This window comes from Amycolatopsis sp. cmx-8-4, assembly GCF_046548675.1.
Classification (GTDB): Bacteria; Actinomycetota; Actinomycetes; order Mycobacteriales; family Pseudonocardiaceae; genus Amycolatopsis.
Window position 1 is genome coordinate 1 of record NZ_JAEBDZ010000043.1, and the last position, 24,739, is coordinate 24,739.

Sequence of the window (24,739 nt, forward strand, 5' to 3'; positions counted from 1 at the left end):
CATCTGGCGCTGCTGGCAGAACAGCACACCCTACGACCCGACCCTGCACGGAGGCGCCCAGCACCAGGCAAAACAACCACTCGCGGCCTGACTTTGACCCAGAGGTTGACACAAGGGGTGTCATGCGCCCACGTGGGTGCCGTCGCGCACGGTGCCCACGTACTCCTCGACGAGGTCTTCGAGCGCGACGACGCCCACCGCGTTGCCGGTGGTGTCGAGCGCCCGCGCCAGGTGGCTGCCCTCCTTGCGCATCGCCGAGAGCGCGACGTCCAGCCGGGCGTCGGCCCGCAGCTCGGTCAGCGGCCGCGTCTTCGACGCCGGCACCATCGTCGCCGGGTCCTCGCCGGCCAGGTCCAGGACATCCTTGACGTGGATGTAGCCCGTCAGGCGCCCATCGTCGGTGCACACCGGGAAGCGCGAGAAGCCGGTCGAGGACACCACCCGCTCGACGTCGCCGAGGGTCGGCGCGCACGGCAGGGTCGTCAGGTCGGCCGTCGGCACCAGCACGTCGGACACCGTCTTCTGCACCGAGGACAGCGTCTGGGTGAGCCGCCGGTGCTCGGACTGGTCGATCAGGCCCTCCCGGCGCGACTCGCTGAGCAGCTCGGCCAGCTCGTCGGAGGTGTAGGCCGTCTCCAGCTCGTCCTTCGGCTCGACCTTCACCGCGCGCAGCAGCGAGTTCGCGACGAAGTTCAGCAGCCAGATGAACGGGTTCGCGATCTTGACCCAGCCGACGTGCACCGGCACCAGCCAGAGCGCGAGCTTCTCCGGTTCGGCGATGGCGAGGTTCTTCGGCACCATCTCGCCGATCAGCACGTGCAGCACCGTGATGAAGGCCAGCGCGATCGCGAACGAGATCGGGTGCAGCAGGCCTTCGGGCAGGCCCAGCAGGTCGAAGAACGCCGAGAGCCGGTGCGCGACAGCGGGTTCGCCGAGCCGGCCGAGCAGCAGCGAGCAGATGGTGATGCCCAGCTGCGCCCCGGCCAGCATCAGTGACACGTGCTTGCTCGCGTTGATCACGATCTTCGCGCGCGTCTTGCCCTGCTCCAGCAGCGCTTCGAGCCGGTCGCGCCGCGAGGAGATGAGCGTGAACTCCGCGCCCACGAAGAAGGCGTTGAGCAGCAGCAGGAGCACCACGAGGGCGATGTTCAGCCAGTCGCTCACGAGGCCACCTCGCTTTCGGCGGCCTCTTCGGCCGGTTCGGCCTCGCGAACCGGGGCCACTTCGACCTCGGCGACGCGGTGCCGGTCCATCGTGGTCACGGTGAGCCGCCAGCCGTCGACCTCGGCGGCGTCCCCCTCGGCGGGGATCTTGCCCAGCCGTTCGAGGATCAGCCCGGCGATGGTCTCGTAGTCGCCGTCCGGCATCCGGAACCCGGTGACGTCGGTGACCTCGTCCGGCCGCAGCTGCCCGGACACCAGCCAGCTGTCGGTGCCGACCTGCTGCGACGCGGGGGCTTCACGGTCGTCGTGCTCGTCGCGGACGTCGCCGATGATCTCCTCGACCACGTCCTCCAGCGTCACGAGCCCGGCCGTGCCGCCGTACTCGTCGACGACGATCGCCAGCTGGAACCGCGAGTCGCGCAGGCGGTCGAGCAGGTCGTCACCCGGCAGGGACTCCGGCACGGTCGGCACCGGCCGCATCACCGACCCGATCGGCACGTTCGCGCGCTCGGTGGCGGGCACCGCGAAGGCCTGCTTCACGTGCACCGCGCCGCGGACGTCGTCGAGGTCCTCGGCGTGCACCGGGAACCGTGAGAACCCGGTGCGGCTGGAGATGGCGATGAGGTCCTCGATCGTGTCGTCCACGGTGAGCGCTTCCAGCTGCACGCGCGGGGTCATCAACTCCTCCGCGGTGCGCTCGCCGAACCGCAGCGACCGGTCCAGCAGCTCCGCGGTCGACGTGTCGAGCGTGCCGCTCTCGGCGCTCGACCGAACGATCGAGCCCAGCTCCTGAGGCGACCGCGCGGACCGCAGTTCCTCCTGCGGCTCGACGCCGAACTTGCGCACCAGGAAGTTCGCGCTGTTGTTCATCAGCGTGATGAGCCAGCGGAACAGGGCGGAAAAGCGCGAGTGGTAGCCGGTGACCGCGCGGGCGGTCGGCAGCGGCCGGGCGATCGCCAGGTTCTTCGGGACCATTTCGCCGAGGATCATCGACAGCGAGGTGGCGATGACCAGGGCGAGCACGATCGACGCGCCCGCGGCGAACGCCGTGGGCAGCCCGATGCCGGTCAGCAGCGGCCGGACGAGCTCGCCGATCAGCGGCTCGGCCAGGTAACCGGTGATGAGCGTGGTCAGGGTGATCGCGACCTGGGCGCCGGACAGCTGGAACGACAGCGTCCGGTGGGCCTTCTGCACGGTCAGCGCGCGGCGGTCGCCGACCTGGCGGACGTTGGCGTCGACCGTGCTGCGCTCCAGCGCGGTCAGGGAGAACTCGGCCGCGACGGCGAGTCCGGTGCCGATCGTCAGCAGCAAGAAGACGAGGACGCCGAGGACGGCGAAGAGGATCTGCATCATTCCGCACCCGCCGAGGTGGCGGTGGGCGAACCTATCGGACAGCCGGGTCGGTCACCCGGCCCGGTACTGTCACCGGGTGACTGCGCTGCGCGCACGAAACGGTCACTCCTAGCGGGAAATCGGCGTGTACTGCGATTATCTGGACAATCTTAACGTGTCCTCGCCGCGCGGCGCGGGCCTATCGGTGTGTCGGCGCGCTCACCTCGGCCGGCGCCCCAGCAGGCCGACGAGCCGGGCGGTGGAGCCGGCGCCGCGGTGGACCGCGACCGGCGGGTCGAACAGGCCGAGCCCCTGCCACTCGTCCACCCACGGGCGCACGACGTCGATCAGCCGCTCGGCCAGCGGCTCGGTGACCGGGCTGGGCAGGCCGAGCGCGGTCGCGAGGTCCCAGCTGTGCACGGCGGCGTCGATCGTCATCTGCCAGCCGTACTCGCGGGCCGGGACCAGGCCGTAGGACAGGTGCACGGTGCGTTCGAGGACGCCGTCGTCGAGGAAGGCCTCCCGCGCGCCCTCGGCGGCCGCGTCCCAGGCTTCGGCCGGGTCTTCGCCGAGGACGTCGCCGTCGAAGCGGTCGCCGACGTCGTCGAGCGTGGCGCCCGCGAGCAGCGACGGCGCCCAGAGCTGCTCGGCGACGAGGTGGTTCACGAGGTCGCGGACCGTCCACTCGGTGCACGGCGTCCGGCGGCCCCAGCCGTCGTCGCCAGCGGCGTGCACGGCGTCGCCGAACGCCCGGATGGCCTGGCCGTGTGCCTCGAGGAGATCCACGCGGGCCATTGGAACACGGCCGCTCAGGTGGTGCCGGGCCGGTGCCGCCGCACCGTTTCCTCGACGAGGTCGAGCACCGGGCCGAGGCCGGCGCCCGGCAGGCCCATCGCCAGGTGCGAGACGAGTCCTTCGAGGACGAGCTCGAGAAAAGCGGTGAGGACGTCGACGTCGACGTCGTCACGCAGGTTCCCGGCCTCGCGCTGGCGCAGCAGCCGCAGCCGGGTCGCGGTGGTCAGCTGTTCGGAGCGCTCGGCCCAGCGGGCGCGGAACTCCGGATCGGTGCGCAGCCGCCGCGAGACTTCCAGGCGGGTGCCGAGCCAGTCGGCGGGGTGCTCGCCGTCGCCGGCCAGCAGGTCCCGCATGACCTGGACGAGCCCCTGCTCGGCGACGACGTCGGCCATCCGGATGGCGTCGTCCTCGGCGAGGGCGAGGAAGAGCGACTCCTTGTCGCGGAAGTGGTGGAAGATGGCGCCGCGGGAGAGTCCGGTGGCTTCCTCGAGGCGCCGGACTGTGGCACCTTCGTAGCCGTAGCGCGCGAAGCACACCCGCGAGCCGTCGAGGATCTGGCGCCGTCTTGCGTCGAGGTGATCCTGGCTTACGCGTGGCATCCTCGAATCCTGGCACCGCGGACCGGCATCTCGCAATCCGTACGTACGTCTTGTGACCCGGAGTGCCCGGGAACCACCCGAAGGCTCCCGACGTCGGAAGGTTGCGGCGATTCGCTGACACGGAATGAGACGGTTGGCTAGTCTTTGCACCATCACGGTGGGTGAGCTGAGGGGAAGGTGCGGGGCGTGATCATCGGCGAAGCCGGACAGGCGGCGCAGGCGGTCTGGGGTGGCGACATCCTGGGCGAGGGCGGTCGCGTCTACGGCGGTGGGGGCGGTGGTGGCGGCCAGTTCAAGATGGAACCGGAAGAGCTCGCCTCGGTGATCAGCCTCTGGGAAGACGAGCTGGACAAGATCATCGACGACGGTCGCACGATCGACACGCTGGTGAACGCCTCGGTGGCGCCCGGTCAGGACCCCGCCAGCGGCAGCTACGAGACGACCACCTTCGAGTCGGTCACCTCGCTGCAGACGCAGAACGATTCCATGCGCAAGTACGTGCAGGGGTACATCAAGAAGCTGAAGGAAGCGCAGACGAAGACCGTCGCGACGGACCAGGGCATGTCCGGAACGTTCGGGCAGGCGACGTGAGGCTGCCGAAGTTCGCCGAAGCGAGTGTCCTCGGCGTGGTCGCCCTGTGCTTGTGCGCGTTCGCTTCGGCTTGCACATCGACAACCGGTGGCACCGCCAACCCCGCGGACACGTCGTCCTCTCCGGCGTCGTCCGGGGAGCCGAGTCCGACCGCGGACGCCCCGAAAGTCACCACTCCGCTGGACGCGACCAAGTACGCGGGCAACCCGTGCGGCCTCGTCCCGGCCGACGTTCTGACCCAGCTGCGGTACACGGAACCGGGCGAGCCGCGGCCGGGCGATGCCACTCCCGAAGGACAGTCGGGCCCCAGTTGCGGGTGGAAGATCAGGGGTGACGGACTCAGCGTGCTGGTCATCCTCGGGACGGGCAACCGCGACCAAGGGGCCGGCGGATTGGCCGGCATCCAGGCTGCCCACGACCGTTCCGGAGCTTTGATCAAATTCCTCGAACCGGCCCCGGAAGTCGACGGTTATCCCGCGCTGTACTTCGACACCCGCGACCGCAGGGCGGCCGGAAACTGCACCATGGCGGTCGGAATCGCCGATGACCTGGCGGTCTCCGTATTCGCGGAAGGCTACGAGGGACAACAGGATTCTTGCGACGCAGCGCAACGCGTCGCGGCCGGAACGGTCAAAACACTCAAGGGGGCTTGACGAGTGGACGGCAAGCAGATCTACGACAACTTCAAACAGGGGGACACCGAAGGACTCCGGCAGATGTCCGAGTCGGTGGAGAAGCTCTCTTCGGCCTACATGGACCGCGCGCAGGGCATCAAGTCGCTGCAGGAGCGGATGAAGCAGGCGTGGACCGGGAGCGCCGCCGACGCCGCCAACGCCGGAGCCGGACCGCTCGAGCAGGCCTTCGCCGAGACCGCGATGCCGCTCGACATGACCAAGGCCTCGGTCGACACGCAGGCGGACGTGTTCGAAAACTCCAACAACGCCGTCGTCGAGATTCCGCCCAAGCCGGACAAGCCCAGTCCGTGGTCCGTGGGGCTCAAGGCCGCCATTCCGATCGCCGGGCCGTTCATGGCGCAGGACGAAGTCAACGACTACCAGACCGGCATCGCGAAGTACAACGCGGCCAACGAGACCAACGTCCGCGTGATGGACCAGTACAGCAGTGCCACCAGCGGCACCAAAGCCGTCCTTCCGACGGACTACGGCGTCCTCGAGTCCGACGGTGCCACGATCGCCGTGAACACGCCGCAGACGCCCGGGCGAATCAACCCGCCGATCATCGATGGGCACAACTGGACGCCGGATCATCCCGGCGGGAGCGACGACCACACCTCGACCAGCAGCGTCGACACCACGCACACCGGCGGCCCCGACAAGCCTGGCGGGACCGGCGGGACCGGTGGCACTGGGGGAACCGGAGGTACCGGTGGCACGGGCGGGACCGGTGGCACCGGGGGTACCGGAGGGACCGGCGGCACCGACACCACCCACACGACCGGCACCGGCACCGGCACCGGCACCAACCTGCCCGGCCGGCTGCCCACCGGGCAACAGACCGGCGACCGGCCCGGCAAGACGCCGCCGGGGACCGGTGGGGTCGACTTCTACCCGACCGGCACCGGTGGGGGCGGCGGCGGTCAGAACTACTCCACTACCTTCGGCGAACCCGGCGGCTCCGGCACGGGAACCGGTTCTGGCGGCCGTGGTCCCAGCAGCGGTTCCGCGGGCGGACGGCTCCTCGACTCCAGCGGCCGCCCGATCGGCGGCTCCGGCGGGACCGGCAGCGGCGCCGGCAGCGGTGGCACCGGCAGTGGTTCCGGCGCGGCGGGGGAGCGCGGGGTCGGCAGCGGCCGGGGCTCCGGCATGGGCAGTCTCGGCAACGCGGCCGCCGCGGAGGCGGCCGCCGCTCGGTCGGCAGGCGGGCGGTCCGGGCAGATGGGGCCGATGGGTGCCGGTGGGCGGCGCGGCGAGGGTGAGGAAGATGATGAGCACCAGCGGCCGGACTTCCTGATCGAAGCGGACCCGGACGCGATCTTCGGCACCGACCAGCGGACCAGTCCGCCGGTCATCGGCGAGTAAAACGAGGTGGACGTGGCAACAGGCCGGGTGGACGTTCCGGTCGAGGCGCTGGCCGCACTGGCCGAGCGCGAGCAGGTCGGCCAGTTGCACATCACCCTGCGCCCGGAGCCCCTGTGGCTCTCGGACGAGGAGCGCGACGAGGCCGACCACAGGATCGACGCCGCGCTCGCGGAGGCCGGGCTGGTCGACGCGCGCGGGCGGGCGTCGTTCGACTTCCTCGACTGGCTCCCGCTGCTGGTGACGCCGGCGCGGGAGTGCTACGGCTGGGTCGGCGCCGGCGGCCAGACCTACGGCGTGCTCGCCGCCGCGAAGGGGCTGCAGGCGATTCTCGCGGTCTCCGACGGCGCGCACGTCGGCGTCCAGGAGATCGACCGGAACCGGCTCGCCGAGTCGCTCGTCGAGCAGCTGCCGCCGGTCGGGCCCGGCGGCGGCAACCCGCGCACCGTCCGAGTGGCGGACCTGGCCGACGCCGCCCGCCGCGGTCAGGACGCCTACCCGCTGTCCCCGGCGATCGCCGACGTCGTCAGCCTGGTCCAGCGGCCGGTCACGGGCAGCGGCGAGCTCTACGTCGGACGCCGTGACGACGTCGGCCGCCACACCTGCCTCCGGCAGCCGCTGCACTACGCCGACACGGACTGGGGCCGCTACCTCAGCTACACCTCCGGCGCCGGTGACGACGAGGTCATCCACATCGGCCCGGCCGGCCCCCGCGAGCTGGCGGACACCCTCACCGAGCTGGCCGGCTCCCTGAACTGAGCCCGCTGAGCTGATCCGAAACGGCAGCGCGCGAAGCCATCGCGCGGCGCTAATGTGACAGCGCTGTTGTATCCCGGTGGAAGGACGCGCTGATGGCTGGGCTGTACCCCGAGATCGAACCGTACGAGCACGGCCTGCTCGACGTCGGCGACGGGCACGAGATCTACTGGGAGACCTGCGGGAACCCCGACGGCAAGCCGGCGCTGGTCGTGCACGGCGGGCCGGGCTCGGGCTGCTCGACGAACCTGCGCCGGTACTTCGACCCGGCGAAGTACCGGGTCGTGCTCGTCGACCAGCGCGGCTGCGGCCGCAGCACCCCGCACGCCGGGGCCGCGGTCGCCGACCTTTCCGCCAACACCACCGATCACCTGGTCGCGGACTTCGAACTGCTCCGCACCCGGCTCGGCATCGGGAAGTGGCTGCTGTTCGGCGGTTCCTGGGGTTCGGTCCTGAGCCTGACCTACGCGCTGCGCCACACCGACCGGGTGAGCGAGCTGGTCCTGATGGGCCTCGCGACCGACCGCTTCCTCGAGATCGAGATGCTCATCCGCGGCCTCGGCGCCTACTTCCCGGAGGGCTTCGCGCGCTTCCGCGACGGCGTCCCGGAAGCCGAGCGCGACGGCGACCTCTCCGCGGCCTACAACCGCCTGCTGCTGGACCCGGACCCCGCGGTCCACCACCAGGCGGCCGCCGACTGGTGTGCCTGGGAAGACGCCATGCTCCCGGGCGTCCCGCCGCACGACGTCTTCGCGGACCCGGCGTACCGGCTCTGCTTCGCCCGGATCGTCACGCACTACTTCAGCAACCGGGCCTTCCTGCCCGACGGCGAGATCCTGGCCAACCTGGGCAAGCTCGCGGACGTCCCGGCCGTGCTCGCCCAGGGCGTGCTCGACACGAGCAACATGGTCGGCACGCCGTGGCTGCTGCACCACGGCTGGCCGGCCAGCGAGCTGGTCATGCTCGACAACGTCGGGCACAGCACGCAGGACGTCTCGATGCAGGACGTCCTGGTCGGGGCGACCGACCGGTTCGCGGGCTGAGGTGCCCGCGCGGCGCCCCGGTCGAGGCGCCGCGCGGACCCGGCTCACGGGATGAGCAGCGCCGGCTCGCCCTCGGGGGTGAGCGCCGCTTCGGCGCGCGCGGCCCGGTTCGCCTCCACCAGCTTCAGCCCGGTGACGCGCAGTGGCAGCCGGTCCATGTTCCACTCCGCCAGCAGGAGCGCCACCTTGGACTGCATCTCGGTGCGCAGCCGCAGGAACGAGTCGGCCGGGTCCGCGCCGACCTCGCCCAGCAGCAGCCACCACGCCCAGGCCGCGGCACCGGCGTTGGCCACGAAGTCCGGCACGACGGCCACCCCGCGCGCCGAGAGCGCCGCTTCGGCCTCCGGCGTCGTCGCCGCGTTGGCCGCCTCGATGACGACCTTGGCCTTGACCAGGTTCTCGTTGTCCGGCCGCAGCGCGTAGGAGATCGCCGCCGGCACGAAGATGTCCGCGTCGGTCGAGACGACGGCGTCGCGCCCGAGCAGCTTGATCCCGGCCGGCAGCCGCTTGCGGTCCACCTCGCCGAAGCGGTCGCGCAGGTCGAGCAGCGCCGGGATGTCGAGGCCGTCGGGCGCGTAGAGCGTGCCCGCGGCGTCGGCCACCGCGACGACCTTCATCCCCGCTTCGTGCAGGTACCAGGCCGCGCCGCCGCCCATGGTGCCGATGCCCTGGATCGCCACGGTCGTCTCGCGCACGTCCCAGTCCCACGCCGACGCGACGCCGAGGCACGCCTGCGCCACGCCGTAGCCGCCGACGACGTCGCCGAGCAGCAGCCCGCCGGGCACCGGGGCGTTGAGGCCGGCCTGCACCCGGCGCAGGGTGCGCTCCGGATCGGCCGACCGGCCGATCGCGGCGTGGAACGACTGCTCCAGCCCGAGGTCGGCGAACACCGCGTCGATCAGGTGCTGCGGGACGCCGAGGTCTTCCGCGGTCACCCAATGGGCGTCCAGCCAGGGCCGGAGGAACGAGCAGAAGCGGGTCAGGACACCGAAGGCGCGCGGGTCCTTCGGGTCGAAATCGATGCCGCCCTTCGCGCCGCCGACCGGCAAGTTGAAGGTCGCGGTCTTGTTGGCCATGCCCCGGGCGAGGTCCTCGACCTCGCCCATGGTGCAGCCGGCCCGCATCCGGGTGCCGCCGGTGGCGACGCCCGAGACCAGGCTGTGCACGACCAGGTAGCCGTTCGCGCCGGTGAGGGGGTCGGTCCACGACAGTCGCATCAGCGGCTCGGCGTTGCGGGGGATCATCAGGCCACTCACCTCCGGGGAAGTCGGGGCGGCCTCGTGACCGCCACCACGAGCGTGCGCCCCGGGTGGCCTTCGCGTCCATTTAACGCTACTGCACGATCTCGTTTAGGTTTGGTGCATGGAGCTTTCGTTGCATCGGCTGAAGATGCTCCGCGAGCTGCACCGCCGAGGCACCGTGACGGCTGCCGCGGCGGCCCTGCACTACACCGCGTCAGCGGTGTCGCAGCAGCTCGCGCAGCTGGAACGGGACGTCGGGGCCAAGCTGTTCGAACGGCTGGGCCGGCGGGTCCAGCTCACCGAACTGGGCAAACTGCTCACCGAGCACGCCGAGGAGATCCTCGGCTCGGTGGAGCGGGCCACGCTCGCCCTGGAGGAGGCGCAGGACGCCCGCACCGTCCGGCTGACGGCCGGGGTGTGGGCCTCGGTGGCCTCCGGCCTGCTCCCGACCGCGCTGACGACGCTGGCCGGTTCGCACCCGGGCATCGAGGTCCGGACCCGGGAGCTGGCGCCGGAGGACACCGCCGAGGCGGTCCGCGACGGCGTGCTCGACCTGTCCTTCGTCATCGACTACTCCGACGCGCCGATGCCCTGGGACGCGGGCCTGGAGCGGGCCGTCGTGGCCGTCGAACGCCTCCACGCGGCGGTGCCGCGCGGCGCGGTGCCCGCGGGTTCGGCGTCGCTGGACGACCTCGCCGAGCACCCCTGGATCCTGGCCAGCCCGAAGTCGCACTTCGGCCGGGCGATGCGCACGGCGTGCCGGCGCCACGGGTTCGCCCCGAAGATCAACCACGAGGTCGAGGAGCAGTCCACGGCGATGGCCATGGTCGGCGCCGGGCTGGGCATCACCCTCGTCTCCGACCTCGGCCTGCGCCTGCTGCGCCCGCCCGGGATCGACGTCGTGACGCTCACGACGCCGTTGCTCCGCACGGTGTCGATCGCCTACCGCCGCACCGCGTTCCGCCGTCCGGCGTTGCACCTGGTGATCGACGCCGTCCGGGCCTCGGCCGCCGAACTGGGGCTGGGCACGGAATCCGCTTTGCCCTGATCCGGGTCTTCTTACGGAGTGGTGACCCTGTCCTGAAGGGCAGGATCAACCCTGATTTTGTCGTACCCCGCGTGTAGCGTCCAAGGTCGAGAAAGTTCCACCACACGGGACAGGATTGACATGACAGAAGCGTCTACGGTGCACGAATTCCCCGAGAAGTCGGGTAGTGCGTCGAACCGCACCGCGCGGGTCCTGGCGGACCGCGCGGCCGGGGAGGCGTACGTGGCATCGGTGTGCTTCAAGCACGGCCCGCCGCGCCTGACCGGCGTCGAGCTGGAGTTCACCGTGCACCACGCCGACGACCCGGCCAGACCGCTCGATCCCGACCTCCTCGCCACGGCACTGGGTCCGCACACCCCGCGGACACTGCGCCCCGACAGCCCCGCTTCGCCGCTCCCGGCAGGTTCACCAGTGAGCCTCGAGCCCGGGGGCCAGGTCGAAATCTCCGCTCATCCCCAGGCCACGCTGCGCGACCTCGACGCAGTCGTCTCGGCCGATCTCCGCCACCTGGGTGAACTCCTCGCCTCCCACGGCCTCCGGTTCGGTGAATCCGGCATCGACGCGCACCGCGCGCCGCGCCGGCTCCTGGACACGCCGCGCTACGCGGCGATGGAACGCCGGTTCGCGCCGATCGGCCCCGGCGGCCTCACGATGATGTGCAGCACCGCCGGCCTGCAGGTCTGCGTCGACGCCGGGGAGGCCGAGCACCACGCGGCCCGCTGGGCGGCCGCGCACGCCATGGGCCCGCCGTTGCTCGCTCTCTTCGCCAACTCCCGCGTCCACGCCGGGCGTGACACGGGGTTCGCGTCCGCCCGCTGGCTGGCGGTCCACGACACCGAGGCCATCCGCACGCGCACAGCGCGCGTCGCGGGCGACCCGGGGGCGGCGTGGGGCGCGCGCATGATGGACACCCCGCTGATGGCGCTGCCCCGGGACAGCCGCCTGTGGGACGCGCCGGAGGGGCTGACGTTCGCCGACTGGATCGACGGCAGGGGTGCGGCCGCCCTGCTGCCGAAACCCACCGAGGCGGATCTCGACTACCACCTCACGACGATGTTCACCCCCGTCCGCCCGCAGGGGTACCTGGAGATCCGGTACCTCGACGCGCAACCGCCGGACGAGTGGCTGGCGCCGGCCGCGCTGGTCACCGCGCTGCTCGCCCGGCCGTCCACAGTGGACAGAGTCCGCGACCTGTGCGAGCGGGTGGCGGACCGGTGGGCCACGGCCGCGCGCTGCGGCCTGGTGGACCCGGACCTGGCGGCCGTCGCGGCCGCGCTGGCCGACCTCGGCTGCGCCGAGCTGGGCCACACCGGGCTGCCGGCGGAATCCGTAACCGAGATCTGCGAGAGCGTGCAGGGGCGCGCGTACCGATCGAGGAGTGAGGCATGACCACCACGGAGCCGAAGGACCTGGGCGCGGGGGAGCTGCGCGCCCGCGCGGCGGAGGCACTGACCCGCGCCCGGGCGCGCAGCGTCGCGCTGACCGACGCGGTCGACGACGAGGACCTGATCCGCCAGCACTCCAAGCTGATGTCGCCGCTGGTCTGGGACCTCGCGCACATCGGCAGCCAGGAGGAGCTGTGGCTGGTCCGCGACGTCGGCGGCCGGGAGCCGCTGCGCCCGGACATCGACGACATCTACGACGCGTTCCAGCACGCCCGCGCCGACCGGCCGGCGCTGCCGCTCCTCACCCCGGCGGAGGCGCGCAGCTACGTGCGGGAGGTCCGCGAGAAGGCGTTCGACGTGCTGGAGCGGGTGCCACTGCAGGGCCGCCGGCTCACCGAACAGGCCTTCGCGTTCGGCATGGTGACCCAGCACGAGCAGCAGCACGACGAGACCATGCTGGCCACCCACCAGCTGCGCCAGGGCGACCCGGTGCTGCACGCGCCCGAGCCGCCGCCCGCGCGGTCGGGCACCCTGCCCGCCGAGGTCCTCGTGCCCGGCGGCGCGTTCACGATGGGCACGTCGGCCGAGCCGTGGGCGCTCGACAACGAGCGCCCGGCGCACGAGATCGCCGTGAACGCGTACTGGATGGACACCACGCCGGTGACTTCCGGGGCCTACGCCGGGTTCCTGGACAGCGGCGGCTACGACGACGAGCGCTGGTGGAGTCCGGCGGGCTGGGCCTACCGCACCGAAAACGGCATCACCGCGCCGCGGTTCTGGAAGCGGGAGCAGGACGGCTGGTGGCGCACCCGGTTCGGGGTCTACGAGCGGATCACGGCCGCCGAACCGGTCGTGCACGTCTCGTTCTTCGAGGCCGAGGCGTACGCGGCGTGGGCCGGGCGGCGGCTGCCGACCGAGGCCGAGTGGGAGAAGGCCGCGCGGTTCGACCCGGCGACCGGCCGGTCGCGCCGCTTCCCGTGGGGTGACGAGGAACCGGGCGCCGAGCACGCCAACCTGGGCCAGCGGCACCTGCGCCCGGCACCGGCGGGCGCGTACCCGGCCGGCGCGTCGCCCACGGGCGTGCACCAGCTGATCGGTGACGTCTGGGAGTGGACGAGCACCGACCTCCACGGCTACCCGGGCTTCGCCGCGTTCCCGTACCAGGAGTACTCGGAGGTGTTCTTCGGGCCGGAGTACAAGGTGCTGCGCGGCGGCTCGTTCGGCACCGACTCGGCGGCGATCCGCGGCACGTTCCGCAACTGGGACTACCCGATCCGGCGGCAGATCTTCGCCGGCTTCCGCACCGCCCGCGACGCGGGCCCGGGCGAGGGTTAGGCGCCATGTGCAGGCATCTCGCCTACCTCGGCCGGCCCGTTTCGCCCGCCGAGGCGGTTTTTCGCGCGCCGCATTCGCTGCTGGTGCAGGCTTACGCACCGGCGGACATGCGGGGCGGCGGCACCGTGAACGCCGACGGCTTCGGGCTGGGCTGGTACCTCGGCCCGGGCCACGGCGCCGACGGCGCAATGCCCCTGCGGCACCGCCGCTCGACGCCACTGTGGACGGACGAGGCGCTGCCGCCGCTGGCCGCGGCGGTCACCACGCACGCGTTCGTCGCCGCGGCCCGCAACGGCACCACCGGCATGCCGGTGACCGAGGCGGCCGCGGCGCCGTTCACCACGGGCCGGTGGCTGTTCAGCCACAACGGCGTCGTCCGCGGCTTCCCGGACTCGCTGGCCGAACTGGCCAAGACCCTGCCGGTCACCGAGCTGCTGACGCTGGAGGCACCGACGGACTCGGTCGTGCTCTGGGTCCTGCTGCGGGCCCGGCTCGCGGCCGGGGAAGACCCGCTGACGGCGGTGGCCTGGCTGACCGGCGCCGTCGAGGCCGCCGCGCCCGGCTCCCGGCTCAACTTCCTGCTCACCGACGGCGAAACGCTGATCGGCACCGCCTGGACGCACTCACTGTCCCTGCTGGAAACCCCGGAGGGCGTGCTGCTGGCGTCCGAACCCGTCGACGGCGATCCGCGCTGGACGCCCGTCCCGGACCACCACGCCGTGCGCGCCACCGCGGCCGGCGTCGACCTGCTTCCCCTGAACCAGGAGGGCATCATCCGATGACCGAACCCGATCTCGACCACCACCGCTCCGGTGACGCCGTCACCGAGGAGCTGCGCGCCGACGTCGTCGCCGGGCTCACGGCCGAGCAGAAGTGGCTGCCGCCCAAGTGGTTCTACGACGCCGAGGGCAGCGAGCTGTTCGAGAAGATCACCCAGCTGCCGGAGTACTACCCGACGCGCAGCGAGCGTGAGGTGCTGGCCGCGCACGCCGGCGACGTCGCGGAGCTGACCGGCGCGCACACCCTCGTCGAGCTCGGGTCCGGGTCGAGCGAGAAGACCCGGCTGCTGCTCGACGCCCTCACCAAGCACGGCACGCTGGCGGCGTTCGTCCCGCTCGACGTCTCCGAATCGGCGCTCGCCGACGCCGCCCGGTCGATCTCGGCGGACTACCCGGGCCTGGAGGTCCGGGGGGTCGTCGGCGACTTCACCCAGCACCTCGATCTGCTTCCCGGTGACGGGCCGCGGGTGGTCGCCTTCCTCGGCGGCACGATCGGCAACTTCCTGCCCGCCGAGCGCGCGGCGTTCCTCCGGTCGGTGCGGGAGGTCCTCGACGAGGGGGAGTGGCTGCTGCTCGGCACGGACCTGGTGAAGGACGCCGAGACGCTGGAGCGGGCCTACGACGACGCCGCGGGCGTCACCGCCGAGTTCGACATGAACGTGCTGCGGGTGCTCAACACGCGGCTCGGCGCGAACTTCGACCTCGACGAGTTTGAGCACGTCTCGCACTGGGACGCCGAGCACGAGTGGGTCGAGATGCGGCTGCGCGCCCGCCGCGAGCTGACCGTCGAGATCCCGGGTGCGGACCTCACCGTCCGGTTCGCGGCCGGGGAGCACATCCGCACGGAGATCTCGGCCAAGTTCCGCCCCGGCGGCGTCGAGGCCGAGCTGGCCGCCGCCGGGTTCGCCCTGCAGCGGTGGTGGACCGACTCCCAGCAGCGGTTCGGGGTGAGCCTGGCAAGATCTGTGCGTGGCTAATCCTCTCCGGGCACTGGCCCGGGCCCTGGGCACGAAGCCGTGGCTGATGCGCTCGGCCGGCTTCGTCGTCTGGGCGGACAAGAAACTGCACCGGGTGTTCGGCGGCCGGGTGAGCCTCGTGGCGCTCGCCGGGCTGCCGTCCCTGCGCCTGACGACGACCGGCCGCAAGAGCGGGCTGCCCCGCAGCACGAACCTGCTGTACTTCCCGCACGGCGACGACTTCGTGCTCACCGGGTCCAACTGGGGCCGTCCGCACGACCCGGCCTGGACGCTCAACCTGCGGGCCGACCCGAAGGCCGAGGTCGCGCTCGCCGGGCGGCCGGTCGCCGTCGTCGCGCGCGAACTCGGCGGCGAGGAGTACGCGGAAATGTGGCGCGAGCTGCTCGAGTTCTGGCCGGGGTACGCGATGGAGCAGGAGGAGGCCGCAAGGCCGTTGCCGGTTTTCGTCCTCAATCGGGTGGCTCGATAGATTCGCACCATCCTTTTGGACGGTGACGGCTTTCACCGGTTTGTGCCAGTCTCTCCCGGGTAACGCGCCGTGACGTCTCGACCGCGCGGCGAGTGCGTGACCTAGGGAGGAAATGTCTTGCGGAGATCCACAAGGGGCCGGGTGCGCTCGTTCGCGCTGGTGGGGGCGCTCGTGGCCGGAATGGGACTGGCCGGTACGGCGGGCACCGCCACCGCCGCGCCGGAAGCGGCCGTCAAGCCGGCGGTCGTCGGCGCCACGGCGCCGGTCGCCTGGGGGACCTGCTCGGCCGCCACCCTCGCCGGGGTGCCCGCGGACCAGGTGAAGTTCTACAGCTGCGCGCGCTACCGCGTGCCGATCGACCACGACAACGCGTCGCTGGGCACGATCGACATCGCCCTGCTCAAGCGCGCCGCCCGTACCCCGGACGCGCGCGTCGGCTCGCTGTTCCTCAACCCCGGTGGTCCCGGCGGCTCGGGCCTGCGGATGCCGATCAGCGGCCAGTACTACTTCCAGCCGCCGGTGCTCGACCGCTTCGACCTGATCGGCTTCGACCCGCGCGGGGTCGGGCAGAGCAACCCGCTGCGCTGCTTCACCACGCAGGAGGACGCGGACGAGATCTTCGGCGCCCAGGTCCCGGTGCCGCTGAGCCGCGCCGAGATCTCCGGCACGCTCGCCAGCTACCGCGACTACGGCCAGTTCTGCAAGAACAACGCCGGCTCGCTGCTGAACCACATGTCCACGAAGGACGTCGTGCGGGACGTCGACACGCTGCGCGCGGCGGTCGGCGACCGGAAGCTGACCTACGTCGGCTTCTCCTACGGCACGCTCATCGGCTCGACCTACGCCGCGATGTTCCCGAAGCAGTCCCGCGCGATCGTCATCGACGGCAACGTCGACCCGCAGCTGCGCACCAAGGACGGCGTCGAGTACGACCGCCAGCGGGCGCAGGGCTTCGAGGTCTCGCTCGACGGGTTCCTGAAGAAGTGCGCCGAGGCCGCCGCGAAGTGCGCGTTCAGCGCGGGCACCCCGCGGGCGAAGTTCGACGAGCTGCGCGAGTACCTGCGCAAGCAGCCGATCACCGTCCCCGGCGGCGGCTCGGTCGACATCAACGCGTTCACCGGTTCGGTGTCGAGCATCCTGTACTCGCCGTCGGCGTTCCCCGGCCTGGCCGAGGACCTGCAGGCGCTCTACGACGCGATCCACCCGGCGGGCGCGCAGGCGCAGACCCTGCAGGCCCGGCAGCTCAAGCTGATCACGAAGGGCAAGCAGGGCCTGGCGGACCAGAACCCGGACAGCCCGTACACCAGCGACGACTCGTACTTCGCCGTCAACTGCTCCGACAAGCCGTTCAAGATCAAGCAGGACCAGGTGCCGGACATCGCCGCCAAGTGGGAGCGCGAGTCGCGCACCTTCGGCCGCTACCAGGCCTTCGCCGACACGGCGGGCTGCCCGGTGTGGCCGGCGAAGAAGCCGGACGTCTACCGCGGTCCGTGGCAGGCGAAGACCGACGTCCCGGTCGTCGTGGTCAGCAACTACTACGACCCCGCGACGCGGTACAAGTTCGGCCAGGCGATGGCGGCCGAGCTGGGCAACGCCCGGCTGCTGTCGGTCGACGCGTTCGGCCACTGCATCCTCGGTGACGCCCTCGGCGTCGACCAGGCCGTCGCGGCGTACCTGACCGACCTGAAGGTGCCGGCGAACGGCCAGGTGTTCCAGCCGAACGTCCAGCCCTTCTGAGTGTGAACCCGGTCCCGTGGCCCCCTGCCGGGCCATGGGACCGGCTACCCTGGCCCAGTTGATCATCACCAGTACGGGAAGCGAGGTGAGCGGCACATGCCAGCGGACAGTCATCGGACGGCCGGGCGCGCGCTCACCGGAGGGTTCCGGCTGGGCTGACGTCCGGCCGCCTTCTGTCCGGCAGTGCGCGCACGCCGGAAAAGAGCCGGATCATGACCATCTTCGAAATGCTGCTGCGCGTGGGCACCGGCGTCGGCCTCGGCGCCGTCATCGGGTTCGAGCGCCAGTTCCGCGCCCGGATGGCCGGGCTGCGCACCAACGCCCTCGTCGCGGTCGGCGCGACCTTGTTCGTGCTGCTGTCCGCCCACGGCTTCGGCGGCCTGTCCGGCAGCGGTGACGCCGACCCGACGCGGGTGGCCGCGCAGATCGTCTCCGGCATCGGGTTCCTCGGTGCCGGCGTGATCATGCGCGACGGCCTCAACGTCCGCGGCCTGAACACGGCCGCGACGCTGTGGTGCTCGGCCGCCGTGGGATCCCTTGCGGGGTCGGGGTTGTACGCGGTGGCCCTGGCCGGGACGGCGGTCGTGGTCGGGGTGAACGTGGTGCTGCGCCCGCTCGGCCGCGTCGTCGACCGCCGCCCGGACTCGGGTGAGGAAACCCCGGCCCGCTACGAGTTCCAGGCCGTGACCCGCGACGACTCCGAGGCGCACGTCCGCGCGTTGCTCGTACAAGCGTTGGCGCGCACGGACTTCCGCCTGTTGTCGGTGCTGAGCACGGACCGCCCGGAGGACCGCACGGTCGAGGTCCGCGCCGAGCTGGCCGCCGACCAGCGCGACGACGCCCAGATGGAGTCCGCGGTGTCCCGGCTGTCGCTGGAGCCCGCGGTCTCCAGCGTGCGCTGGGACGCCGTGCCGGCTTAGCCGAGGAACTCCTCGAGCAGCTCGCCGAACCGGCCGGGCTGCTCGAGGTTCACCATGTGCGCGGCGCCGGGTACCCGGACCCGGCGCGCGTGCGGGGCCTCGCGCTCCAGCAGGTCGGCCACCGCGAAGATGTCCGTGGCGTCCAGGTCGCCGGTCACGACGAGCGTGCGGGTGCGGATCTCCGCGACCCGGCCGATCGCGCCCAGCTCGGTGCCCGGATCGGGGGCGCCGTGACCCTGGCCGAAGTTGTCGGCCAGCATGTCCCGGCAAAGCCGCCGGACTGCCGGGTCCACCTCGGCGGGCGTGCGGTGCGGGCCGTCGACCCACAACCGCAGGACGCACTCCAGGACCGCGGCGCCGTCGCCCGACCGGGCCGCTTCGCCCGCGTCGGCCAGCAGGCGCAGCACGAACGGGTCCTGGAACTCCATCCCGCTGATCCCCGGCGAGCTGAGGAACAGGCCCGCCGCCCGGTCGGGGTAGGCCAGGGCGAAGTCCAGGAAGACCCGGCTGCCGAGTGAGCAGCCGACCAGCACCGGGCGCTCCACGGCCAAGGCGTCGAGCAGCTGCTTCAGGTCCTCGTGGTGGGAGAAGGAACCCGACGGGTCCGACGAGCCGCCGCTGCCGCGGGCGTCGTAGCGGATCACGCGGTGCGCACCGGCGAAGCGGGTGAACTGCTCCGCCCACATCGCGCGGGTCATCCCGCCCGCGTGCAGGAACACCACCGGCGAGCCTTCGCCGCGTTCCTCGTAGGACAGGTGGCCGTCGCCGAGCTCGATGCGTTCCCCCATGCCCGCCACGGTACCGAAAAGGCCTCCCCGCCGGGACCGGCGAGGAGGCCTTTCGTCGAGCGGGGAAACCCTTACGCGTTCGTCATCTTCCGCAGCACGTACTGCAGGATGCCGCCGTTGCGGTAGTAGTCCGCCTCACCCGGGGTGTCGATGCGGACGTCCGCCTCGAACTCCACCTTCGTACCGTCGGTGCGAGTCGCCGTGACGTGCACGGTGCGCGGGGTCTCGCCGTCGTTCAGCTTGGTGATGCCCGAGATGTCGAACGTCTCGGTGCCGTCCAGCTTCAGCGACGCCGCCGACTCGCCCTGCGGGAACTGCAGCGGGATGACGCCCATGCCGATCAGGTTCGAGCGGTGGATGCGCTCGAACGACTCGGTGATCACCGCGCGCACGCCCAGCAGCGAGGTGCCCTTGGCCGCCCAGTCGCGCGACGAGCCCGAGCCGTACTCCTTGCCGCCCAGCACGACCAGCGGCGTGCCCTGCGCCGCGTAGTTCTGCGCCGCGTCGTAGATGAACGCCTGCGGGGCGTCGTCCTGGGTGAAGTCGCGGGTGTAGCCGCCCTGCACGTCGTCCAGGAGCTGGTTGCGCAGCCGGATGTTCGCGAAGGTGCCGCGGATCATCACCTCGTGGTTGCCGCGCCGCGAGCCGTAGGAGTTGAAGTCCTTCTTCTCCACGCCGTGCTCGGTCAGGTACTGCGCGGCCGGGGTGCCCGGCTTGATCGCGCCGGCGGGGGAGATGTGGTCGGTCGTGACCGAGTCGCCCAGCTTCGCCAGCACGCGCGCGCCGGAGATGTCGGTGACCGGCGCCGGCTCGGCCTGCATGCCCTCGAAGTACGGGGGCTTCCGGACGTAGGTGGACTCGGCGTCCCACTCGAAGGTCTTGCCTTCGGGGGTGGGCAGTGCCTTCCAGCGGTCGCCGCCGTCGAAGACGTCGGCGTAGTCCTTGGTGAACATCTCCTGCGTGATCGAGGAGTCGATGGTCTCCTGGATCTCTTGCGGCGTCGGCCAGATGTCCTTCAGGAACACGTCGGTGCCGTCGGTGGCCTGCCCCAGCGGCTGGTTCGCGAAGTCGAAGTCCATCGTCCCGGCCAGCGCGTAGGCGATGACCAGCGGCGGCGACGCCAGGTAGTTCATCTTGACGTCGGGGTTGATCCGGCCTTCGAAGTTCCGGTTGCCCGAGAGCACCGAGACCGCGGTGAGGTCGTTCTCCTGGATCGCCGCGGAGATCTCGTCCGAGAGCGGGCCGGAGTTGCCGATGCACGTGGTGCAGCCGTAGCCGACCAGGTGGTAGCCCAGCTTCTCCAGGTACGGCCAGAGCCCGGCCTTGTTGTAGTAGTCGGTGACGACCTGCGAGCCCGGCGCCATCGACGTCTTGACCCACGGCTTCACCGCGAGGCCCTTGTCGACGGCGTTGCGCGCGAGCAGCGCGGCGCCGAGCATGACCGACGGGTTCGAGGTGTTGGTGCACGAGGTGATCGAGGCGATCACGACGGCGCCGTGGTCGAGCACGAACTCGCCGCGGTCGGACGTCGAGACCTTGACCGGCTTGGTCGGGCGGCCCGAGGCACCGTTCGCGGCGGACACGATCACCGGCGCGGCGTCGTCCTCGGCGAACGACAGCGACGGCGCGTCGCTGGCCGGGAAGGACTCTTCCGAGGCTTCGTCGACCTTGGTGTGCGGGGTGGTGTCTTCGCCGTCGACGTAGTCGTGCACCGACTTGCGGAACGACGACTTCGCGTCGGTCAGCTCGATGCGGTCCTGCGGGCGCTTCGGGCCGGCGATCGACGGGACGACCGTCGAGAGGTCCAGCTCGATGTACTCGGAGAACTGCGGCTCGTGGGACGCGTCGTGCCAGAGGCCCTGCTCCTTGGCGTACGCCTCGACCAGGGCGACCTGCTCGGCGGAGCGGCCGGTCAGCTTGAGGTAGCGGACGGTCTCCTCGTCGATCGGGAAGATCGCCGCGGTGGAGCCGAACTCCGGGCTCATGTTGCCGATGGTGGCGCGGTTGGCCAGCGGCACCGCGCTCACGCCGTCGCCATAGAACTCGACGAACTTGGAGACCACGCCGTGGCGGCGCAGCATCTCGGTGATGGTCAGCACGACGTCGGTCGCGGTGACGCCGGTGGGGATCTCGCCGGTCAGCTTGAAGCCGACGACGCGCGGGATCAGCATCGAGACCGGCTGGCCCAGCATGGCGGCCTCGGCCTCGATGCCGCCGACGCCCCAGCCCAGCACGCCCAGGCCGTTGACCATGGTGGTGTGCGAGTCGGTGCCGACGCAGGAGTCGGGGTAGGCCTGCCCGTTGCGGGACATCACCGTGCGGGCGAGGTGCTCGATGTTGACCTGGTGCACGATGCCGGTGCCCGGCGGGACGACCTTGAACTCGTCGAAGGCGCCCTGGCCCCAGCGCAGGAACTGGTAGCGCTCGCGGTTGCGCTCGTACTCGATCTCGACGTTGCGCTCGAAGGCGTCGGGGGTGCCGAAGACGTCGATGATCACCGAGTGGTCGATGACCAGCTCGGCCGGGGCGAGCGGGTTCACCTTGTCGGGGTCGCCGCCGAGGTCCGTGACCGCTTCGCGCATGGTGGCGAGGTCGACGACGCAGGGGACGCCGGTGAAGTCCTGCATGATCACGCGGGCGGGCGTGAACTGGATCTCGATGGAGGGGTCGGCGTTCGGGTCCCACGAGCCCAGCGCGCGGATGTGGTCGGCGGTGATGTTCGCGCCGTCCTCGGTGCGCAGCAGGTTTTCGAGCAGGATCTTCAGGCTGTACGGCAGGCGCTCGGCGCCCTCGACCTTGTTCAGGCGGAACACCTCGTACGAGGCGTCGCCGACCTTCAGCGTGTCTTTGGCGCCGAAGCTGTCCTTGCTGGCAGGTGCGGTCACGTCTAACTCCAGTGGCATGGACTTCCGCGCCGGTGCGGCGGTCGAGTCCCGGGTCAGGTTCGGTCAGTTCGGGTGTCGTGCGGTCCGCACGGGGGCGGACGGCGAGTCTTGCGCACCCCCACCGTAGGACCGGCTCCGGGATGGCACACCTCGCGGTGCCTCAAACAGTACGCGTGTCCTGTTTGGGGTTCAAGACGACACGCGGTGTGGGCTGCGCCATCCGCGACGAGGGTCCCTCAATAAGGGGAATTGGTGCCTACGGTGTGTAAGTTTCCGCTGAGGCTTGTGATAGTGGTGTGACTGCAGTGACGCGCGATGTGCGCAGGTGAGCGGAGGTGGCGGTCGTGCCGGAACGGCGCAGGGGCTGGTGTGTGCCGAGCGGGCGCCGTGGACTGACCGTGAGCACCCTGGCCTTGGTGATCTTGTTCGGCGCGGGGGGTACCGGCCTCGCGGCGCCCCCGCCGCCGCCCAACCCCAGCGACTCGGACCTCAACTCCAGCAAGGCCCAGGCGAACGCCAAGGCCGGCGAGGTCGGCCGGCTGACCAACCAGCTGGCCCAGGCCGAGCAGAAGCTGTCGCAGCTGCAGGACGACGTCGAGCTGAAGCAGGAAGAGGCCAACAAGGCCCTGGTCGACCTGCAGACGGCCCAGGACGCCGCGGCGCAGGCCGAGAACGACGCGAAGGCCGCCCGGACCGAGGCGGACGCGGCGGCCGGGGCGATCGAGAAGGCGCGCGACGAGCTCAAGTCGTTCGCTGCAGCCAGCTTCCAGCAGGGCAGCACGGTCGGCTCGCTCTCGGCGTACCTGAGCGCCGACAGCCCGAAGGACATGCTGGCCCGCGCGCAGCTGCTCGACGCCGTCGGCGGCGACCGGCTCAACGCCCTCGACCGGCTCCAGCAGGCGCAGACCGAGAAGTCGAACAAGGATTCCGCGGCCCGCAAGGCCGCCGAGATCGCCCAGCAGAAGCAGGACGCCGCGCGGCAGGCGAAGAACGGCGCCGACGCCGCGCAGAGCGCGGCTGTCAGCGCGCAGGACAACCAGCAGACGCAGAACTCGGCCCTCGAGGCCAACAAGTCGAGCGTCGAGCAGCAGCTCTACACCGCGCAGGCCAAGGTCAACGGCCTGCAGGGGCAGCGTCAGCGCTACCAGGACTGGCTCGCGCAGAAGCAGCGTGAAGACGACGAGCGCGCCCGGCAGGCCGCGCTCGCGTCGTCCGGGGGCGGCGGCGGTGGCCGCCCGTCCGGCGGGTCCCGCCCGTCGGCCCCGGCCGGCGCGTCGATCGAGGCCGTGATCGCCCGGGCGCTGTCCAAGCTCGGCATGCCCTACGCCTGGGGCGGCGGCAACGCGAGCGGCCCGACCCGCGGCATCCGCGACGGCGGTGTCGCCGACCGCTACGGCGACTACAACAAGATCGGCTTCGACTGCTCCGGGCTGATGATCTACGCCTTCGCCGGGGTCCGGTCGCTGTCGCACTACAGCGGCTACCAGTACACGTCCGGCCGCCAGGTCCCGCTGTCGCAGATGCGCCGCGGCGACATGCTGTTCTACGGCGGCGCGGGCGGCATCCACCACGTCGCGCTCTACCTCGGTGGCGGGCAGATGGTCGAGGCCCCGCAGTCCGGGCTCCGCGTCCGGATCGCCCCGGTGCGCTACGGCGGGATCATGCCGTACGCCACGCGCCTGGTCGGCTGAGTCAGGCGTCGCGCTTCAGCTTGCGCCAGCCACCGGCCCGGTTGTTCGCGATGATCTGCCGGAACATCGCGGTGAGCGCGGGTGCGTTGATCGGCTCGTCCCGGCGGAAGGCGACCGTCCGCGCGGTCTTGTTGCCGTGCCCGGCGGTGATGATGCCTTCCGGGTCGGGCACGATGCCGCCGTCGTAGACGAAGACGTTGACGTGGTCCTTCGCCGCGAGTAGCGCGCAGATGTTGCCTTCCAGCACGAAGTACGGCTGCCGGGTGCGCTTGATCGTCTCGGTCACCCCGGGATCCGCCGCGTGGACGAGCTCGCGGACCTCGCGGCAGATCGCCTGCTGCCACTCGGGCAGGGCGTCGATGTAGGCGTCGACGCGCGGTTCGACGGTGTGGGTCACGCGTCGATTATCGCCGAAACTCGCTCGACGGCGGTACCGTCCCGGCCCAGGATCGCCCGGTGGACGACGAACTGAACGCGCTGCGGCGCACCCGGATGCGCTGGAACACGCCCTTGTCCGAAGCCCACGCCGAGCTGCTGCTCGACCGCATGGCCCTCACCGGGACGGTGACCGACCTCGGTTGCGGCTGGGGCGAGCTGCTGCTGCGGGCCGTCGCCCGGACGCCCGGCCTGCGCGGGGTCGGCGTCGACACCGACGTCACCGGCCTCGAACGCGGGCGGGCGGCGGCCGCGGACCGCGACGTCGAGTTCGTCGAGGCGGACGCCGCGACCTGGGAAATCCCGGCCGAACGGGTGCTCTGCATCGGCGCTTCGCACGCCTTCGGCTCGTCCCGGGCCGCGCTGGAGCGCCTCGCGAAGGTCGTGCCGCCCGGCGGACGGCTGCTCTACGGCGACGGCTTCTGGGCCGCGCCGCCGGCCCCGGCCGCGGTCGGGATCTTCGGCGAGGACGTCCTGACCTTGCCGGACCTGCTCGGCGCCGCCGGTGCCGCGGGCTGGCAGGTGCTCCACCTGAGCGTCGCGGACCAGCTCGAATGGGACGACTTCGAGTCGACGTCGCGGGCCGCGTGGCAGGAGTGGGTGCTGGCCCACCCGGCCGATCCGCGGGCATCCGAGGTGCGCGCCTGGCTCGGCGAACGGCTGCGGCAGTACGTCGGGGACTACCGCGGTGTGCTGGGCTTCTCCTACCTCGTGCTGGGCCGCTAGGGTCCCGG

Annotated in this window: 23 protein-coding genes; 15 read left to right on the forward strand and 8 right to left on the reverse strand. The window is 71.5% G+C overall.

The window, feature by feature from the left end:
* Nucleotides 1-120 precede the first annotated feature (120 nt).
* The 4 genes from ACLJQZ_RS44590 to ACLJQZ_RS44605 form a co-directional block, all read right to left on the reverse strand.
* Nucleotides 121-1,164 carry a hemolysin family protein gene (locus ACLJQZ_RS44590; RefSeq protein ID WP_410627376.1) on the reverse strand — a complete coding sequence of 348 codons (1,044 nt, stop codon included), beginning with the start codon at nt 1,162-1,164 and terminating at the stop codon, nt 121-123.
* Entirely contained in the window at nt 1,161-2,516 is a 1,356-nt protein-coding gene (locus ACLJQZ_RS44595) for a hemolysin family protein (RefSeq protein WP_410627378.1), read from the reverse strand. The genes ACLJQZ_RS44590 and ACLJQZ_RS44595 overlap by 4 nt, the downstream gene beginning before the upstream one ends.
* Nucleotides 2,517-2,714: 198 nt before the next feature.
* On the reverse strand, nt 2,715-3,290 hold the full coding sequence (locus tag ACLJQZ_RS44600; RefSeq protein ID WP_410627380.1) for a TIGR03086 family metal-binding protein: 576 nt from the start codon (nt 3,288-3,290) through the stop codon (nt 2,715-2,717).
* Between the two features lie 14 nt (nt 3,291-3,304).
* A complete protein-coding gene (locus ACLJQZ_RS44605) occupies nt 3,305-3,889 on the reverse strand; it encodes a TetR/AcrR family transcriptional regulator (RefSeq protein ID WP_247051955.1) in 585 nt (194 codons plus the stop codon).
* A gap of 186 nt (nt 3,890-4,075) precedes the next feature.
* Between ACLJQZ_RS44605 and ACLJQZ_RS44610 the strand changes: the two genes are divergently transcribed.
* The 5 genes from ACLJQZ_RS44610 to pip all read left to right on the forward strand — a co-directional run bounded on the left by ACLJQZ_RS44610 (nt 4,076) and on the right by pip (nt 8,315).
* Nucleotides 4,076-4,480: a hypothetical protein gene (locus ACLJQZ_RS44610; protein WP_247051954.1), complete on the forward strand. Its 405-nt coding sequence runs from the start codon at nt 4,076-4,078 to the stop codon at nt 4,478-4,480.
* 35 nt (nt 4,481-4,515) lie between these two features.
* Entirely contained in the window at nt 4,516-5,133 is a 618-nt protein-coding gene (locus ACLJQZ_RS44615) for a DUF3558 domain-containing protein (RefSeq protein ID WP_410627457.1), read from the forward strand.
* A 3-nt stretch (nt 5,134-5,136) separates the two neighbouring features.
* Nucleotides 5,137-6,519 carry a WXG100 family type VII secretion target gene (locus ACLJQZ_RS44620; protein WP_410627383.1) on the forward strand — a complete coding sequence of 461 codons (1,383 nt, stop codon included), beginning with the start codon at nt 5,137-5,139 and terminating at the stop codon, nt 6,517-6,519.
* A gap of 27 nt (nt 6,520-6,546) precedes the next feature.
* Entirely contained in the window at nt 6,547-7,275 is a 729-nt protein-coding gene (locus ACLJQZ_RS44625; RefSeq protein WP_247064315.1) for an ESX secretion-associated protein EspG, read from the forward strand.
* Between the two features lie 92 nt (nt 7,276-7,367).
* Nucleotides 7,368-8,315, forward strand: a complete 948-nt coding sequence (gene pip, locus ACLJQZ_RS44630; protein WP_410627384.1) for a prolyl aminopeptidase — start codon at nt 7,368-7,370, stop codon at nt 8,313-8,315.
* A gap of 44 nt (nt 8,316-8,359) precedes the next feature.
* On the opposite strand, the gene ACLJQZ_RS44635 is transcribed toward pip, so the two are convergent.
* On the reverse strand, nt 8,360-9,559 hold the full coding sequence (locus ACLJQZ_RS44635; protein WP_410627386.1) for a Glu/Leu/Phe/Val dehydrogenase dimerization domain-containing protein: 1,200 nt from the start codon (nt 9,557-9,559) through the stop codon (nt 8,360-8,362).
* 118 nt (nt 9,560-9,677) lie between these two features.
* Here ACLJQZ_RS44635 and ACLJQZ_RS44640 point away from each other — a divergent pair, with 118 nt between their 5' ends.
* From ACLJQZ_RS44640 to ACLJQZ_RS44675, 8 genes are all read left to right on the forward strand, one after another.
* Entirely contained in the window at nt 9,678-10,604 is a 927-nt protein-coding gene (locus ACLJQZ_RS44640) for a LysR family transcriptional regulator (RefSeq protein ID WP_247051949.1), read from the forward strand.
* Nucleotides 10,605-10,724: 120 nt separating this feature from the next.
* The gene (locus tag ACLJQZ_RS44645) at nt 10,725-11,993 is read left to right on the forward strand and encodes a glutamate-cysteine ligase family protein (RefSeq protein ID WP_410627388.1); all 1,269 of its coding nucleotides are present in this window, start codon (nt 10,725-10,727) and stop codon (nt 11,991-11,993) included.
* Nucleotides 11,990-13,324, forward strand: coding sequence for an ergothioneine biosynthesis protein EgtB (gene egtB / locus ACLJQZ_RS44650; protein WP_410627390.1), 1,335 nt, complete (start codon nt 11,990-11,992; stop codon nt 13,322-13,324). The genes ACLJQZ_RS44645 and egtB overlap by 4 nt, the downstream gene beginning before the upstream one ends.
* A 5-nt stretch (nt 13,325-13,329) precedes the next feature.
* Nucleotides 13,330-14,106 (forward strand): ergothioneine biosynthesis protein EgtC, encoded by a 777-nt coding sequence (gene egtC / locus ACLJQZ_RS44655; RefSeq protein ID WP_410627392.1) that lies wholly within the window; start codon nt 13,330-13,332, stop codon nt 14,104-14,106.
* The gene (gene egtD, locus ACLJQZ_RS44660) at nt 14,103-15,080 is read left to right on the forward strand and encodes an L-histidine N(alpha)-methyltransferase (protein WP_410627394.1); all 978 of its coding nucleotides are present in this window, start codon (nt 14,103-14,105) and stop codon (nt 15,078-15,080) included. The genes egtC and egtD overlap by 4 nt, the downstream gene beginning before the upstream one ends.
* 46 nt (nt 15,081-15,126) lie before the next feature.
* Nucleotides 15,127-15,549, forward strand: coding sequence for a nitroreductase family deazaflavin-dependent oxidoreductase (locus ACLJQZ_RS44665; RefSeq protein ID WP_410627459.1), 423 nt, complete (start codon nt 15,127-15,129; stop codon nt 15,547-15,549).
* A 141-nt stretch (nt 15,550-15,690) separates the two neighbouring features.
* Nucleotides 15,691-17,286 (forward strand): alpha/beta hydrolase, encoded by a 1,596-nt coding sequence (locus ACLJQZ_RS44670; protein WP_410627396.1) that lies wholly within the window; start codon nt 15,691-15,693, stop codon nt 17,284-17,286.
* 212 nt (nt 17,287-17,498) lie between these two features.
* Nucleotides 17,499-18,206 carry an MgtC/SapB family protein gene (locus tag ACLJQZ_RS44675; RefSeq protein ID WP_410627397.1) on the forward strand — a complete coding sequence of 236 codons (708 nt, stop codon included), beginning with the start codon at nt 17,499-17,501 and terminating at the stop codon, nt 18,204-18,206.
* Here the strand turns inward: ACLJQZ_RS44675 and ACLJQZ_RS44680 are convergent.
* Both ACLJQZ_RS44680 and ACLJQZ_RS44685 read right to left on the reverse strand, forming a co-directional pair.
* Nucleotides 18,203-18,994, reverse strand: a complete 792-nt coding sequence (locus ACLJQZ_RS44680; protein WP_410627398.1) for an alpha/beta fold hydrolase — start codon at nt 18,992-18,994, stop codon at nt 18,203-18,205. The two genes, ACLJQZ_RS44675 and ACLJQZ_RS44680, sit on opposite strands and share 4 nt — an antisense overlap.
* A gap of 71 nt (nt 18,995-19,065) precedes the next feature.
* A complete protein-coding gene (locus ACLJQZ_RS44685) occupies nt 19,066-21,879 on the reverse strand; it encodes an aconitate hydratase (protein ID WP_410627400.1) in 2,814 nt (937 codons plus the stop codon).
* 371 nt (nt 21,880-22,250) lie between these two features.
* Between ACLJQZ_RS44685 and ACLJQZ_RS44690 the strand changes: the two genes are divergently transcribed.
* Nucleotides 22,251-23,570, forward strand: a complete 1,320-nt coding sequence (locus ACLJQZ_RS44690; RefSeq protein WP_410627461.1) for an NlpC/P60 family protein — start codon at nt 22,251-22,253, stop codon at nt 23,568-23,570.
* A 1-nt stretch (nt 23,571) separates the two neighbouring features.
* Here ACLJQZ_RS44690 and ACLJQZ_RS44695 read toward each other — a convergent pair whose 3' ends face one another.
* Nucleotides 23,572-23,967, reverse strand: coding sequence for a DUF1801 domain-containing protein (locus ACLJQZ_RS44695; RefSeq protein ID WP_410627402.1), 396 nt, complete (start codon nt 23,965-23,967; stop codon nt 23,572-23,574).
* A gap of 59 nt (nt 23,968-24,026) precedes the next feature.
* Here ACLJQZ_RS44695 and ACLJQZ_RS44700 point away from each other — a divergent pair, with 59 nt between their 5' ends.
* On the forward strand, nt 24,027-24,731 hold the full coding sequence (locus ACLJQZ_RS44700; RefSeq protein ID WP_410627404.1) for an SAM-dependent methyltransferase: 705 nt from the start codon (nt 24,027-24,029) through the stop codon (nt 24,729-24,731).
* Nucleotides 24,732-24,739 lie beyond the last annotated feature (8 nt).